General features: G+C 61.1%; 9 protein-coding genes. 3 read left to right on the top strand and 6 right to left on the bottom strand.

Translation table 11 applies throughout. The features are described 5' to 3' along the window. Positions 1-7 precede the first annotated feature (7 nt). The 3 genes from IE091_RS07395 to IE091_RS07385 all read right to left on the bottom strand — a co-directional run bounded on the left by IE091_RS07395 (position 8) and on the right by IE091_RS07385 (position 3,964). Positions 8-1,258: a sarcosine oxidase subunit beta family protein gene (locus IE091_RS07395; protein WP_189463303.1), complete on the bottom strand. Its 1,251-nt coding sequence runs from the start codon at positions 1,256-1,258 to the stop codon at positions 8-10. A gap of 12 nt (positions 1,259-1,270) precedes the next feature. Then, entirely contained in the window at positions 1,271-2,584 is a 1,314-nt protein-coding gene (glyA, locus tag IE091_RS07390; RefSeq protein ID WP_189463301.1) for a serine hydroxymethyltransferase, read from the bottom strand. Positions 2,585-2,857: 273 nt separating this feature from the next. Beyond that, a complete protein-coding gene (locus tag IE091_RS07385; RefSeq protein WP_144983684.1) occupies positions 2,858-3,964 on the bottom strand; it encodes an FAD-binding oxidoreductase in 1,107 nt (368 codons plus the stop codon). A gap of 361 nt (positions 3,965-4,325) precedes the next feature. Between IE091_RS07385 and IE091_RS07380 the strand changes: the two genes are divergently transcribed. After that, positions 4,326-5,612: an aromatic ring-hydroxylating oxygenase subunit alpha gene (locus IE091_RS07380; protein ID WP_189463299.1), complete on the top strand. Its 1,287-nt coding sequence runs from the start codon at positions 4,326-4,328 to the stop codon at positions 5,610-5,612. 96 nt (positions 5,613-5,708) lie between these two features. Here IE091_RS07380 and fdhF read toward each other — a convergent pair whose 3' ends face one another. The 3 genes from fdhF to fdhA form a co-directional block, all read right to left on the bottom strand. After that, positions 5,709-8,576, bottom strand: coding sequence for a formate dehydrogenase subunit alpha (gene fdhF / locus IE091_RS07375; protein ID WP_189463297.1), 2,868 nt, complete (start codon positions 8,574-8,576; stop codon positions 5,709-5,711). Positions 8,577-8,587: 11 nt separating this feature from the next. Beyond that, positions 8,588-10,306 carry an NADH-ubiquinone oxidoreductase-F iron-sulfur binding region domain-containing protein gene (locus tag IE091_RS07370; protein WP_189463295.1) on the bottom strand — a complete coding sequence of 573 codons (1,719 nt, stop codon included), beginning with the start codon at positions 10,304-10,306 and terminating at the stop codon, positions 8,588-8,590. A 157-nt stretch (positions 10,307-10,463) separates the two neighbouring features. Further along, positions 10,464-11,657 carry a formaldehyde dehydrogenase, glutathione-independent gene (fdhA, locus tag IE091_RS07365; protein WP_189463292.1) on the bottom strand — a complete coding sequence of 398 codons (1,194 nt, stop codon included), beginning with the start codon at positions 11,655-11,657 and terminating at the stop codon, positions 10,464-10,466. Between the two features lie 259 nt (positions 11,658-11,916). Here fdhA and IE091_RS07360 point away from each other — a divergent pair, with 259 nt between their 5' ends. Both IE091_RS07360 and IE091_RS07355 read left to right on the top strand, forming a co-directional pair. Beyond that, the gene (locus tag IE091_RS07360; protein WP_189463290.1) at positions 11,917-13,497 is read left to right on the top strand and encodes a BCCT family transporter; all 1,581 of its coding nucleotides are present in this window, start codon (positions 11,917-11,919) and stop codon (positions 13,495-13,497) included. A 63-nt stretch (positions 13,498-13,560) separates the two neighbouring features. Then, a complete protein-coding gene (locus IE091_RS07355) occupies positions 13,561-14,448 on the top strand; it encodes a DMT family transporter (protein WP_189463288.1) in 888 nt (295 codons plus the stop codon). Positions 14,449-14,520 lie beyond the last annotated feature (72 nt).

Below are 14,520 nucleotides of genomic sequence, written 5' to 3'. Positions count from 1 at the left end.
GCAAATTTTAGTGAGCGACACCGGCAGCGCCGTGTTCGTCGATCAGCGCACCGCTGTGGAAGCGGAACATGGAGAACGGCTCAGCGATGGGGTGCATTTCACCCTTGGCCAGGCTGGCCGCAAACACATGGCCCGACCCGGGCGTCGCCTTGAACCCACCCGTTCCCCAGCCGCAGTTGAAGTACAGACCCTTCACGGGGGTTTTGGAGATGATCGGGCAGGCATCCGGGCAGGTATCGACAATGCCGCCCCATTGCCGATTCATGCGCACCCGAGAGAAGATCGGGAACATCTCCACGATCGCTTGCAGAGTGTGTTCCACGGTGGGGTAACTGCCACGCTGCCCATAACCGTTATAGCCATCGATGCCCGCGCCGATCACCAGATCGCCCTTGTCGGACTGGCTGACGTAGCCGTGCACATGATTGGACATCACCACGGTATCGAGTATCGGTTTGATGGGTTCGGACACCAGCGCCTGGAGAGGGTGGGACTCCAGCGGCAAATTGAAGCCTGCCATCCTGGCCAGCACGCTGGAGTTGCCGGCCGCCACACAGCCTACGGTTTTGGCCTCGATATCGCCCCGGTTGGTGTGCACACCGTAGATGCGGCCATCGCGGATCTTGAAGCCGATGACTTCGGTCTGCTGCAGAATATCCACGCCATGGGCATCGGCACCGCGGGCATAGCCCCAGGCCACCGCATCGTGGCGGGCCACCCCGGCACGCGGCTGCCAGGAGGCGCCCATGACCGGATAGCGAGCGTTCCTGGAGCAGTCCATGATCGGCACAAGCTCCTGCACCCCTTTGGCATCCAGCACTTCGCCATCGATGCCGTTCAGACGATTGGCATTCACCCGGCGCTGGATATCGCGCATGTCCTGCAGGGTATGCCCCAGGTTAAGAACGCCCCGCTGTGAAAACATGACGTTGTAGTTGAGGTCCTGAGAGAGCCCCTCCCATAGTTTCATGGCATGTTCGTAAAGGGCCGCCGCTTCATCCCACAGGTAGTTGGAGCGTACGATGGTGGTGTTGCGAGCCGTATTGCCCCCGCCCAGCCACCCTTTTTCGATGACCGCCACGTTCTTGACGCCAAACTCCTTGGCCAGATAGTAGGCCGTGGCCAGACCATGCCCACCACCACCGACGATGATCACGTCGTACTGCTTCTTGGGCGTGGGATTGCGCCATTGGCGCTCCCAATTCTCGTGGTGGCTAAGCGCATGCTTGACCAGGCCGAAGCCGGAATAACGTTGCATAGAAGCCTCCTGTCAAGCCATGGATTCGGCGGTTTCGGCGACGGCCGTGGCGTAGACCGGATGACGCGCGCACACCTCGTATACGTGGGCACGCACCTGGCGTTCGATGGACGCGGTATCCGCGCCAGCGGCCAGCTCATCGAGAATGTCGCATATCCAACCGGCGAGTTCGCCGCACTCCTGGGCATCGAACCCGCGGGTAGTGACCGCTGGCGTGCCAATCCGTAAGCCAGAGGTCACGAAGGGGCTTTGCGGGTCGTTGGGCACCGTATTCTTGTTGACCGTGATGTGCGCACGACCAAGCGCGGCATCCGCATCCTTGCCGGTAATCCCTTGGCGAATCAGCGATACCAGAAAGAGATGATCGTCGGTGCCGCCAGACACGACATCGTAGCCACGCTCGACGAAGACGCTGGCCATCGCTCTGGCGTTATCGATCACCTGCTGCTGATAGCGCACGAACTCCTGGTTCATGGCTTCCTTGAACGCCACTGCCTTGGCCGCAATCGCGTGCATCAACGGGCCGCCCTGCTGGCCCGGAAAGACCGCGCCATTGAGCTTTTTGTAGAGTGCCTCGTCGCCATGGGCGGAGAGGATCAAACCACCGCGAGGACCGCGCAGCGTTTTATGGGTTGTGGTGGTCACCACATGGGCAAAGGGAATCGGACTGGGATAGAGCCCTGCCGCCACCAGCCCTGCCACGTGGGCCATATCGACCATCAGGTACGCCCCTACTTCATCGGCGATATCGCGAAAACGCCGCCAATCCACGACACGGGAGTACGCGGAGAACCCCGCAATGATCATTTTCGGGCGATGCTCCCGCGCCAGGCGCTCGACTTCTTCGTAGTCGATCTCGCCGGTGTCCGGCTTCAGGCCGTACTGCACCGCGTGATAATGCTTGCCCGAGAAGTTGGGCGCCGCGCCATGGGTCAAGTGCCCACCGTGGGCCAGGCTCATGCCCAGCACGGTATCGCCGGGCGACACCAGCGCCATGAACACCGCCGCATTCGCCTGGGCACCCGAGTGCGGCTGCACGTTGGCATAGTTGGCGCTGAACAGATCGCAGGCGCGCTCGATGGCCAGCGCCTCCACCTTGTCGACGAACTCACACCCACCGTAATAGCGACGCCCCGGATAGCCCTCGGCATATTTGTTGGTGAGCTGTGAACCCTGTGCCTCCATGACGAGCTTGCTGGTGTAGTTTTCGGAGGCGATCAGCTCGATGTGTGCTTCCTGGCGGGCCGTCTCTTCGGCAATGGCTTCCGCCAGCAGCGAGTCGTAGCTGGCCAAACGTGCGCGGGGGGAAAAATTATTCTGAAGCATTACCGCCTCCTCATGGGTCACTCGTTTTCAGTGCGGGGCTGACTGTCCGATGCCGATAAGTCCGGGTTACGGTCAATCAAGGTCCCTATCAGCGTGTTGTTACCGCGATACTAGCGTTGGTCATCCAGCCCAGGATGCTTGCCGACGTCACCAGGGGATGCATTTGCGACATCGTCGGCATCGCTGATTCAGACCCCGCTATAACGACAAACGCCCTGAACGGGCGACGGCCGTTCAGGGCGCTGGAAGGCTGATGAAGCGCGACGTGTCGCGTTAGAAATCCACGACCAGATTGCCTTTCGGGCGACTACAGCACGACAGGATATAGCCCTCTTCGACGTCCTCTTCGGTAATCCCGCCGTTATGCTCCATCTCTACCTCGCCCGACTTGAGCGGCACGCGGCAGGTACCGCAGATGCCCATTCCACACGCCTTGGGGATATGCAGACCCAGCTTGGCTGCCGCAGAGTGAACCGTTTCGCCCGGCTGAATCCGCACGCTTTTCCCGGATGAGGCAAACTCTATGCTGAACAGCTCACTGACCTCGACATCTTCGGCCTCTGCCTCGGCCTGCTCGGCCAGCTCAAGAACATCTTCACGCACCTCAACTGGCGTCGCACCAAACGACTCCTCATGGTAGTGATCCATGTTGAAGTTGTTGGCCCGCAGAATATTTTTGATGGCGTTCATGTAGGGGGTCGGGCCACAGCAAAAAATCTCCCGCTCCATGAAGTCCGGCACGATCAGCTCGAACAGCGGCTGGGTCAGATAGCCTCGATACCCCGCCCACGCCTCACCGATGTCTTCCTTGCTCTCGCAAATGATATGCAACTTGAACTCGGGAATACGCGAGAACATATGCACCAGCTCACGGTGGTAAATCACATCGCGGGGGGCACGGGCACTATGCACGAACTCGACATCGACACTGGCATTGGTGTCAAAAAACCAGCGCGTCATGGACATTAACGGCGTGATCCCTACCCCACCCGAGAGAAACAGCACCTTTTCCGCCGGGAAGTCGATGGAATTGAAATTGCCCACCGGGCCATGCACGACGAGCTCGTCGCCCACCTTGAGATTGGCGTGCAACCAATTGGATACCTTGCCTCCCGGCACCTGTTTGACGGTGATGGAAAAGCTGTACGGGATCGAGGGAGAGCTGGAAATGGTATACGAGCGCATGACGGGCTGGTGATCAATTTCCAGCTCCAGGGTCACGAACTGACCGGGTTTGAAGAAGAACAGCACGGGCTGCTCGGCCATGAAACAGAACGTGCGCACATCCTGAGTTTCCTGGATGACTTTGACACAACGCACCTGGTGACGGCCGTTGGTCCAGGTCTGGGTCGTGACCGGATTGAAGTAGTTGGTTGTCATTGTCGCCTCTGCCTGACCAGCCTTCGTCGCTATGCATCACCGAACCGTATCTGCCATACGGCCAGCACCGTTGGAATGCATTTTGGGGACGCCCCTGCCCACCGACTTACCTGACAGCGACGCGCACTTGTCTCACACCACGCCTTATCGTTTAGAAAGTGCTGTTTTAGTCGCCACGACGCCATCTGATGTCGCGGCCAGACAACTGGACGCCAGTTGCCTGCAACACAATCTGCCGAGGAGACAGACCACCTTTGAATGAAGCGCCAGGTTACGCACGACAACGACAAGATAAACAACTTTGACTAATGGCCGGCTCACAGCTCTCGAAAGAGAGAAGGTGACGTACGAGGATACTGGTATGGAAAAACGTGTTTCTATGATGCTGGACGACCCACTGGCCGCCGCGCGTGAGTCAACGGCCCACATGCTGCAAACCAGGAAGTCTACCTTTTCGCTTCCACAGCCGTTTTACAACGATGCGCGCCTGTTCGCCCTCGATATGCAGGAAATTTTCGAAAAAGAGTGGCTGTTTGCCGGCATGACCTGTGAGATTCCTGCCAAGGGCAATTTCATGACTCTGGAGGTTGGTGACAACCCCATCGTCATCGTGCGGGGAGATGCGGGCACCATTCACGCGTTTCATAACGTCTGCCGCCACCGTGGTTCGCGGCTTTGCGTCAAGGACAAAGGCAAGGTGGCCAAGCTGGTTTGCCCGTATCACCAGTGGACCTACGAGCTGGATGGCCGTTTGCTGTTTGCCGGAAGCGAAATGGGCAGCGATTTCGACCTCAACCAATTTGGCCTGAAGCCGGTCAGTGTGTGTACTGCCGGTGGTTTCCTATTCATCAATCTGAGCGATGAGCCGCCCGCCATCGACGATTTTCTGGAAACCCTGGAGCACTACCTTGCACCCTACCAGATGGACAACGTCAAGGTGGCCGTGGAGTCCAGTATCGTCGAGCAGGCCAACTGGAAGCTGGTGATCGAGAACAACCGTGAATGCTACCACTGCAACGGCTCGCACCCGGAGCTGTTGAACTCGTTGCAAGAGTTCGATGATACCGACGACCCCCGTGCCACGCCCGCCTACAAAGCGCTGGTGGCACGCAAGCAGGCCGATTGGGACCAGGAACAGGTGCCGTACCAGTTGAAACGATTTGGCAAGCGTAATCGCCTGACGCGCACCCCCTTGCTGGATGGCATCGTCTCCATGACCATGGACGGCAAGCCCGGCTGCAAGAAGTTGATGGGCCGCTTGACCAGCCCCGACATGGGCTCGCTGCGTATCCTGCACCTGCCCAATTCGTGGAACCACTTCATGGGCGATCATGCCGTGGTCTTCCGCGTCCTGCCGCTTGGCCCACAGCAAACCGTGGTCACCACCAAATGGCTGGTGCACAAGGATGCGGTCGAAGGCGTGGACTACGACCCCGAACAGCTGCGCCGAGTGTGGGATGCGACCAATGATCAGGATCGCCAACTCGCCGAAGAGAATCAGCGCGGTATCAACTCAAAGGCTTACCAGCCAGGCCCCTACTCCGAAACCTACGAGTTCGGCGTCATCGACTTTATCAACTGGTACGCTGCGCGCATGCTGGAAAACTCAGGCTACGACCGGCCTTCGCTACAGCTTGCCCAAGGCTGACGTCACCACCAAAACGCAGTAACGCTATCAAAACGCAGTAACGCTATCAAACGACCTGGCCCGCTTATGCGGGCCAGGTGCGTTGCAGGATAACGTTTACAGGGCTGGCAGCACCTCCTCAGCGCCAACGCTGCGGCTCAAGCGGCATGCGGCATACTTGAACTCCGGAATCTTGCCGTAGGGGTCCAGCGCCGGATTGGTCAGCAGGTTGGCCGCCGCCTCTCCATAACAGAAAGGCACGAAGACCATGCCTTCCGGCATGCCCGGGTCCACCCTCGCCTTGAGGGTAATGGCGCCTCGTCGCGTGGTGATCGTCAGCTCATCCCCCGGTGCCAACCCAAGGCGCACGAGTTCGGCGGGAGCCAGGCTCGCCACGGCTTCCGGCTCCAGATCATCGAGCACTTTGGCCCGGCGGGTCATGGAACCGGTATGCCAGTGCTCCAACTGACGCCCGGTGGTCAGTACCGTTGGATACTCGGCGTCGACCGGTTCATCGGGCGGGATGGGGCGCGTGGGCGAGAATTTGGCTTTACCGCTCGGCGTCGGGAAAGCCTCGCTGAACACCACGTCTTGCCCGGGGGCATCCTCTGCTGCACAGGGGTAGGTCACCGACTCCTCACGCTCCAGGCGTTCCCAGGAGATATGGTTCAACGAGGCCATGCCTTGTTTCATTTCGGCGAAGACATCCCGTGGGTGCAGGTAATCCCAGCCCAGGCCGAAGCGCTTGGCAATCTCCTGGATGATCCACCAATCCGGTTTCGCCTGCCCCGGCAACGGCAGGGCCGCACGGCCCAGCTGCACCTGGCGATTGGTATTGGTGACGGTACCGTTTTTCTCGGGCCAGGCGGAGGCTGGCAGAATGACATCCGCGAACTGGGCAGTCTCGGTGACGAACAGATCCTGCACCACCAGATGCTCCAGCGTGGCCAGCGCTGCCCGGGCGTGGGCCAGATCCGGGTCGGACATGGCCGGGTTTTCGCCCTGGATGTACATGCCGCGAATGGTGCCCGCGGTGATGGCATCCATGATCTCCACCACGGTGAGCCCTGGCGTCGGATCCAGCGGAGTATTCCACAGCTCCTCGAAGGCACTGCGTACCTGGGCATCGCTGACCGGCTGATAGTCCGGCATCACCATGGGTATCAGCCCCGCATCCGACGCGCCCTGAACGTTGTTCTGACCACGCAGCGGGTGCAGGCCGGTGCCCGGCCGCCCGGTTTGTCCGCAGGCCAGTGCCAGCGAGATCAGGCAACGGGCGTTATCGGTGCCGTGGGTATGCTGGGAGATACCCATGCCCCAGAAGATCATCGCCCGCTCGGCGGTGGCATAAAGCCTCGCCACCTCGCGAATGGTATCGGGCTCGACCCCACACAGGCCGCTCATCGCTTCGGGCGTCATGTCTATGGTGTGGGTCTTCAGCGCTTCGAACCCTTCGGTATGTTCAGCGATGTAAGCCGTATCGTAGAGCTCTTCGGTGATGATCACATTGAGCATGGCGTTAAACAGCGCCACGTCGGCCCCCGGCGCAAATCGCACGCTCAAATGAGCATAGGCGTCCAGCGCCTGCCCGCGGGGGTCGAGAATCAGAATTTTGGTGCCGCGCTTGGCGGCCTGTTTGAAGAAGGTCGCGGCGACAGGGTGATTCACCGCCGGATTACAGCCAGTCAGAATCACCACGTCGGCCTGGCTTGCCTGCATGAAGGATGCGGTGACCGACCCCGAGCCAATACACTCCATGAGCGCCGCCACCGAGCTGGCGTGGCACAGGCGTGTACAGTGATCCACATGGTTGGAACCAAACCCGGTGCGCACCAGCTTCTGGAATAGCCACGCTTCTTCGTTGGAGCACTTGGCACTGCCAAAGCCCGCCAGGGCATTGGGGCCATGGGCCTGCTTGAGGCGGACGAGCCCGCTGGCCGCCACATCCAGCGCTTCTTCCCAGCTTGCCTCGCGGAAATGAGTCAAGGGGTGGGCCGGGTCGAAGTTCGGGTCGAGGCCTTTGACCACGCCCTGGCGACGAATCAACGGAGTGGTCAACCGAGAGGGGTGGCGCGGGTAGTCGTAACCGAAGCGGCCTTTGACACACAGCCGGTTTTCATTGGAGGGGCCGCCGCGGCCTTCCACGTAAAGAATCTCGTCATCCTTGATGTGGTAGGTGAGCTGGCAGCCCACACCGCAGTAGGGGCACACCGAATCGACCTTGCGGTCAGCCGCAGACGAGTCACCTCGCCCTTCGGCATCCACCACCGTGGCAGGCATCAGCGCCCCCGTGGGGCAGGCCTGCACGCACTCGCCGCAGGCCACACAGGTGCTCTCGCCCATGGGATCGTCGAAGTCGAACACGATTTTGGACGCTGCCCCCCGGTGCGCCAACCCAATCACATCGTTGACCTGCACCTCGCGACAGGCGCGCACACACAAGTTGCACTCGATGCAGGCGTCCAGGTTGACGCGCATGGCCGAGTGGCTGGCGTCCTGCGCCAGGCTTTGCGACCGAGGCGTGACATGGTGCACGGTGGTGGCCTGACGTTCGTCGCGGCGGGGCAGTGTGCGGCGTACCTCGGTGGCGTCGATGGCCAGCTGGTCGGCCATGGCCCAGAAGTGGCTGGCGCGGTCCGGACTCTGGTCGCGCTCAGGCTGATCCACCAACAGCATTTCCATGACCATCTTGCGCGCCGACTGTGCCCGCGGGGAGCTTACGCTCTTGACCACCATGCCAGGCGCTGCCTGACGTAAACAGCTGGCCGCCAGGGTACGCTCGCCCTCGACTTCCACCATACAGGCGCGGCAGTTGCCATCGGCACGATAACCGCTGGCATCCTTGAAACACAGGTGCGGTATGGTGTCACCGGCACGTTTGGCCACCTGCCACAGCGTTTCACCGGGGTAAGCGTTCACCTCCACGCCATCCAGCGTCAGGCTGAAAGATTCGTTCGAGCCGAGGGTCGGGTCTTGTTCGTTCATGGTCGTCTCCCTTATCCCTTGACGATGATGTGCTGGGCAGCCAGTTCGCTGCGAAAATTCTTGAGCAAGCCCAGCACCGGGTTCGGTGCCGCCTGGCCAAGCCCGCAAATGGAAGCATCTATCATCACTTGGGAAAGCTGCGTCATCAGCCCGGCGTCCCATTCATTGCGCTCGAGCAGTGTCAGCATTTTTTCCGTGCCTACCCGGCAAGGGGTACATTGGCCGCAGGACTCGTCAGCAAAGAAAGCCAGCAGATTGGTGGCCACCCCACGCAGGTCGTCCTGATCGGAGAGCACGATCACCGCAGCGGAGCCGATAAAGCAGCCGTGCTCCTGAAGCGTATCGAAATCGAGGGGAATGTCGGCCTTGGCGGCGGGTAGAATGCCGCCCGAGGCGCCACCGGGCAGATAGGCGGCCAGGCGATGTCCTTCCGCCATGCCGCCGCAGTACTCGTCAACCAGTTCGCTGAGCGTGATGCCCGCAGGCGCCAGATATACGCCCGGGCGTTTGACCCGGCCCGAGACCGAGAAACTGCGCAGCCCCACGCGGCCATGGCGCCCCTGGCTGGCGAACGCCTCGGCGCCGCGCTGCCAGATCGAGGGAATCCAGTAAACGGTCTCGACGTTGTTGACCAGCGTCGGGCGACCAAAGAGCCCTTGCTGAGCAACGAAAGGCGGCCGGTGGCGGGGTTTGCCCGGCTTGCCCTCCAGCGACTCGATCATCGCCGACTCTTCGCCGCAGATGTAAGCCCCTGCGCCGCGCCGTAGCACGATGTAGCCCGGCGCCACCAGGCCCGCAGCTTCCAGCTCGCCAATCGCCTCGCGCAGGACGCCGTGCAGGGCCGGGTACTCATCGCGCAAATAGATATACAGCGCCTCGGCCTCCACCGCCCAGGCACTGACCAGGGCACCTTCGAGAAACTGATGGGGCGAGCGCTCCAGGTAGTAGCGGTCCTTGAAGGTGCCGGGCTCGCCCTCGTCGGCGTTGATAGCGCAGTACCGGGGGCCGGCCTCCTGGCGCACGAACGTCCACTTCTTGAAGGTGGGAAAGCCCGCCCCGCCCAGGCCGCGCAAATTGGCCTGCTGCATGGCCTCCATCAGCGCTTCCACCGCGACGTTGCCATCGCGACACTCCTGGAGCAGGGCCATGCCGCCCTCACGACGGTACGCCTCCAGCCGCTGCCACTCCACGGGCGCAGGATGGAAATGTGCCGCTGCGATCACGACCTCGATTCGCGCTTGAGTGGCAAACGCTACGTGGTGGTGCCCAACTTCCACCACCGGCGCCGTGTCGCAGCGCCCCATGCAGGGCGCGCGAAGCACCCGCACCTGGTCGATCGGCGTGTTGGCCTCCAGCTGCGCCTTGAGCGCTTCGGCCCCCGCCAGTTGGCAGGTCAAGGAGTCACATACACGAATGGTCACCGCCGGCGGCGGCGACTGGTCATCATGGATGACATCGAAGTGTGCGTAGAACGTGGCGGTCTCGTAAACGGCCGCCATGGGCAGGTTCATGTAGGCCGCCAGGGCACGCAAGTCCGCCAGCAGCAGATGCCCCCGACGATCCTGCAGCATATGAAGGTGTTCGATCAGCAGGTCGCGGCGGCGTAGCGACGCGTCCTGGCGTTCGTCGCCCAACAGCTCACGCAACTCGTCGAGCAGCTGAGGTTCGAGTTCACGGCCACGGGGTTTGGCGCGGAAACGGCGCTTGGGGGTCACGGTCTGGACGGTCATGGCTTACTCGTTATTGTCTGGATCGGCTATACCCAAATGAGCAAGGACGGCCCCCGCAGGGTGCCGTCCAGGGTCGTGCTCTGTGTTGACATACTCGGTGTTGACGTACTCTCTATCTAGTTGCGGGCGCTCCTCGAAACGCGCGGGGCGCTGCGGCTCAGGCAGCCACGCTACCATGGGGGTCGATGACGAATTTCTTGGCCGCCCCGCCATCGAAGTCCGCGTAACCCTGAGGGGCCTGGTCGAGGCTAATCATTTGCACATTCACCGCGTCGGCGATCTTGACCTTGCCAAACAGAATAGCCTGCATCAGGGGGCGATGATACTTCATCACCGGACACTGGCCGGTATGGAAACTATGCGACTTGGCCCAGCCCAATCCAAAACGCATGCTCAGCGCCCCCTGCTTGGCCGCGTCGTCCACGGCACCCGGATCTTCCGTCACGTAGAGGCCCGGGATACCGATCTGCCCCCCGGCCCGCGTCAGCGCCATCGCCGAGTTGAGCACTGTCGCCGGGGCTTCTTTACCGTGGTTGCAGCCACAGGCATGGGCTTCGAAACCCACGCAATCCACGAAGGCATCGACCTCGCGCTCGCCGAGGATCACCTCGATCCTGTCGGCCATGTCGCCCTCCTGGGTGAGGTCGATGGTCTCGCAGCCAAAGCTGCGCGCCTGTGCCAGACGCTCTTCGATCATGTCACCAACGATCACGCAGGCAGCCCCCAGCAGCTGGGCAGAGACGGCGGCGGCCAACCCGACGGGGCCAGCGCCAGCGATATAAACGGTACTGCCAGGCCCGACACCTGCGGTCACGCAGCCGTGGAAACCGGTGGGAAAGATATCGGAGAGCAGGGTCAGGTCCTTGATTTTTTCCATGGCCTGGTCGGCATCCGGGAACTTCAGCAAGTTGAAGTCGGCATAGGGGACCATGACGTACTCCGTCTGGCCACCCACCCAGCCACCCATGTCCACATAGCCATAGGCCGCCCCCGGGCGTGCCGGGTTGACGTTGAGGCAGATACCGGTGCGGCCTTCCTTGCAGTTACGACAGCGGCCACAGGCAATGTTGAACGGCACCGAGACCAGGTCACCGGGACGAATGAACTCGACGTCACGCCCGCATTCGATGACCAGGCCGGTAATTTCATGGCCAAGCACCAGGCCAGAGGGTGCCGTGGTGCGACCACGCACCATGTGCTGGTCGCTACCACAGATATTGGTGGTCACCACCTTGAGAATCACGCCGTGATCGCACTTGCGATTGCCGATGGCGAGCTCAGGGTAGGCGATGGATTCAACGGCGACGTCGCCGGGGCCTTTATAGACCACTCCGCGGTTGGTGGCATTCATGGCTAGCTCCTGTGGCTTATTATTCTATGTAGGGGAGAGATGACGCTGCATCGCCCTATCCCCATCCGACCTTATCCCCTCCAGGTGGTAGCACTTGCCCCAAAAAGGCATCGACATATCTATTCGAGACATGCCCGTCAGGATGAATAGCTGAAGGTCGCTTTCACGACACTGCTCCTCAAAAACAGGCTCAACAATCCAGAGCGTCGATGCTGCTGAACCATCGCCGACACCTAACAAGAGCCACCGAGGAAACCCAATGAAAAACGACGACGACCCTGTTCTGTCTCCCGGACAGGACAACACCCAAATCATGGGGTTGGACTTTCACAACCCGGTCTTTCCACTCTCCGCGCTCGCTATTGTGCTGTTCATCATCTACGCGCTGGTCTATCCGGATGCGGCCAACACGCACCTGGGGCTTGCCAGGAACTGGTCGATCGAACATTTCGATTGGCTCTTCATGATCGCTGGCAATATCTTCGTGGTGTTTTGCCTTGTGTTGATCTGCCTGCCTCTAGGGCGCATCCGGCTAGGCGGCAAGGATGCGACGCCCGAATATTCACGTACTTCCTGGTTTGCCATGCTGTTTGCGGCAGGCATGGGCATCGGACTGATGTTCTGGAGCGTTGCCGAGCCGGTGGCCTACTACACCGACTGGTACGGCACGCCACTGAACACCCCGGCAAGTACGCCGGGGGGTGCCAGTGCCGCCATGGGTGCAACCATGTTTCACTGGGGGCTGCACCCTTGGGCGATTTACGGCGTCGTAGGCCTTTCACTGGCCTTCTTTACCTACAATAGGGGAATGCCACTGACGCTGCGCTCGGCTTTCTATCCTCTCCTGGGGGAGCGCACCCGCGGCTGGGCTGGCCATGTCATCGACATTCTTGCCGTACTGGCGACCATTTTCGGATTGGCGACGTCGCTGGGGTTTGGTGCCACCCAGGCCGCCGGTGGCCTTGCCTACCTGTTCAATGTGCCGAATACCATCGGTACTCAGCTGGCCATTATCGTGGTGGTGACGGTCATTGCACTGTTCTCGGTATGGCGCGGTATCGATGGCGGCGTCAAGCTGTTCTCGAACATCAACATGGTCATCGCAGCGGTACTGCTGGCGTTCGTGGTCGTGGCAGGGCCAACCTTGATGATCCTGATGGGCATCGGCACCACCGCCCTGGACTACGCCAGCCACCTCATTCCCCTGTCGAACTGGGTTGGTCGCGAAGATGACGCCTGGTATCACGGCTGGACGATTTTCTATTGGGCGTGGTGGATCTCCTGGTCACCCTTTGTCGGCATGTTCATCGCCCGTGTCTCCCGAGGACGTACGGTGCGCGAGTTTCTGATCGCCGTGCTGTTGGTACCGACACTGGTCACGCTGGTGTGGATGAGCGCCTTTGGCGGTACAGCGCTTTTTCAAGCGGCCAACGGTGTCGGTGAACTGGCCAATGGCATCAGCGATGTCTCACTGGCGATGTTCCACATGCTGGAGCAGCTCCCCCTCACCAGCATCACCTCGACGCTGGCGATCATTCTGGTGCTGGTCTTCTTCATCACGTCTTCCGACTCCGGCTCACTGGTCATCGACAACATCACTGCCGGGGGCAAAACCGATGCGCCAAAAGGCCAGCGGGTCTTCTGGGCAACGCTGGAAGGCGTCATCGCTGGCGTCCTGCTATATGGCGGCGGCAGCACGGCACTGAGCGCACTGCAGGCAGGGGCGGTTGCCACCGGGCTCCCCTTTACGCTGGTACTCTTGCTGATGTGCTTTAGTCTCTTCAAAGGGCTGCACAAGGAGTGGCAGCAAACGAACGCGATGCCAAGAACCGCCAGCTAGTCATTACTGAACCGCCCGTCTATTTGTCGGGCGGTTTCTTTTTACCCAACGGGAGTCATAACAATGCAGGCAACGCCTCATCAGCGCGGTCTTCTGATGGTTTCTCTGGGAGTGGTGTTTCTCAGTTTCGACGGCCTGCTGATTCGCTTGGCCGCCACCGACGGCTGGACCATCGTGTTCTGGCGCGGCCTATTGATGTTCTGCGTGCTGGGGCTCATTTGCTGTTTAGGCCAGCGGCTGACAGCGTTGAAACAGCACCCATTTTCCTCCCTGGCCTCGGCCCTGCTGCTGGGCCTGATCTCCAGCCTGTTCGTGCTGGCGGTGATGAACGCGAGCGTGGCCAACGTGGTGGTGATTCTGAGCACCGCGCCGCTGTTTGCCGCCCTGTTTTCGCGGGTTTTTCTGGGCGAACAGGTCCCGCGACACACCCTGGTCGCCATGCTGGCCTGCATGCTGGGCATGGGCCTAGTGTTCATGGGCGATGGCGCTCAGGGCATGCTGCTGGGCAACCTCTATGCCCTGGCCGCATCCGCCGCCATCGGGGGCAACCTGACGCTGCTGCGCCGCTTCCCGAACATCGACACCATGACGGTGGTCGCCGGGGGCGGGCTGCTCTCGGCGATGGTGGCCTTGCCCATGGCCACCCCACTGGCCCTGGATGCCCAGCGCTACGGGGTACTGGCGTTGATGGGACTGGTCCAGATGCCGCTGGCCACGGTACTGATCAACAGCGCCACTCGTTACCTGCCATCCACCGACGTGGCGCTGTTTTATCTGGTCGAGACCGCGCTGGGCACGGCATGGGTCTGGTGGTTGCTGGGTGAGGCCCCCACCCTCTCGACGCTGATCGGTGGCAGCGTGGTGATTCTGGTGCTAGTGCTACACGCCTGGCAAGGCCTGCGCATCGAACGGCAGCGACGGCAGCTGTACCCGGGAGTGTTCAGCAAGTGAGCAGTCAAGACCAGGGCAAGTTCAATGAAACAGCCCGCTGAAAAGCGGGCTGGCTGGTAAAAAACATGAGGC

It is taken from the genome of Vreelandella hamiltonii (assembly GCF_014651775.1).
Taxonomy (GTDB): Bacteria; Pseudomonadota; Gammaproteobacteria; order Pseudomonadales; family Halomonadaceae; genus Vreelandella; species Vreelandella hamiltonii.
This window is presented reverse-complemented; position numbering and strand designations above follow the sequence as displayed.

Coding starts and splice junctions, on each gene's coding strand:
- IE091_RS07395 (WP_189463303.1), bottom strand. CDS start 1,258: ATGCAACGTTATTCCGGCTTCGGCCTGGTCAAGCATGCGCTTAGCCAC.
- IE091_RS07370 (WP_189463295.1), bottom strand. CDS start 10,306: ATGACCGTCCAGACCGTGACCCCCAAGCGCCGTTTCCGCGCCAAACCC.
- IE091_RS07355 (WP_189463288.1), top strand. CDS start 13,561: ATGCAGGCAACGCCTCATCAGCGCGGTCTTCTGATGGTTTCTCTGGGA.
- IE091_RS07380 (WP_189463299.1), top strand. CDS start 4,326: ATGGAAAAACGTGTTTCTATGATGCTGGACGACCCACTGGCCGCCGCG.
- fdhF (WP_189463297.1), bottom strand. CDS start 8,576: ATGAACGAACAAGACCCGACCCTCGGCTCGAACGAATCTTTCAGCCTG.
- IE091_RS07360 (WP_189463290.1), top strand. CDS start 11,917: ATGAAAAACGACGACGACCCTGTTCTGTCTCCCGGACAGGACAACACC.
- fdhA (WP_189463292.1), bottom strand. CDS start 11,657: ATGAATGCCACCAACCGCGGAGTGGTCTATAAAGGCCCCGGCGACGTC.
- glyA (WP_189463301.1), bottom strand. CDS start 2,584: ATGCTTCAGAATAATTTTTCCCCCCGCGCACGTTTGGCCAGCTACGAC.
- IE091_RS07385 (WP_144983684.1), bottom strand. CDS start 3,964: ATGACAACCAACTACTTCAATCCGGTCACGACCCAGACCTGGACCAAC.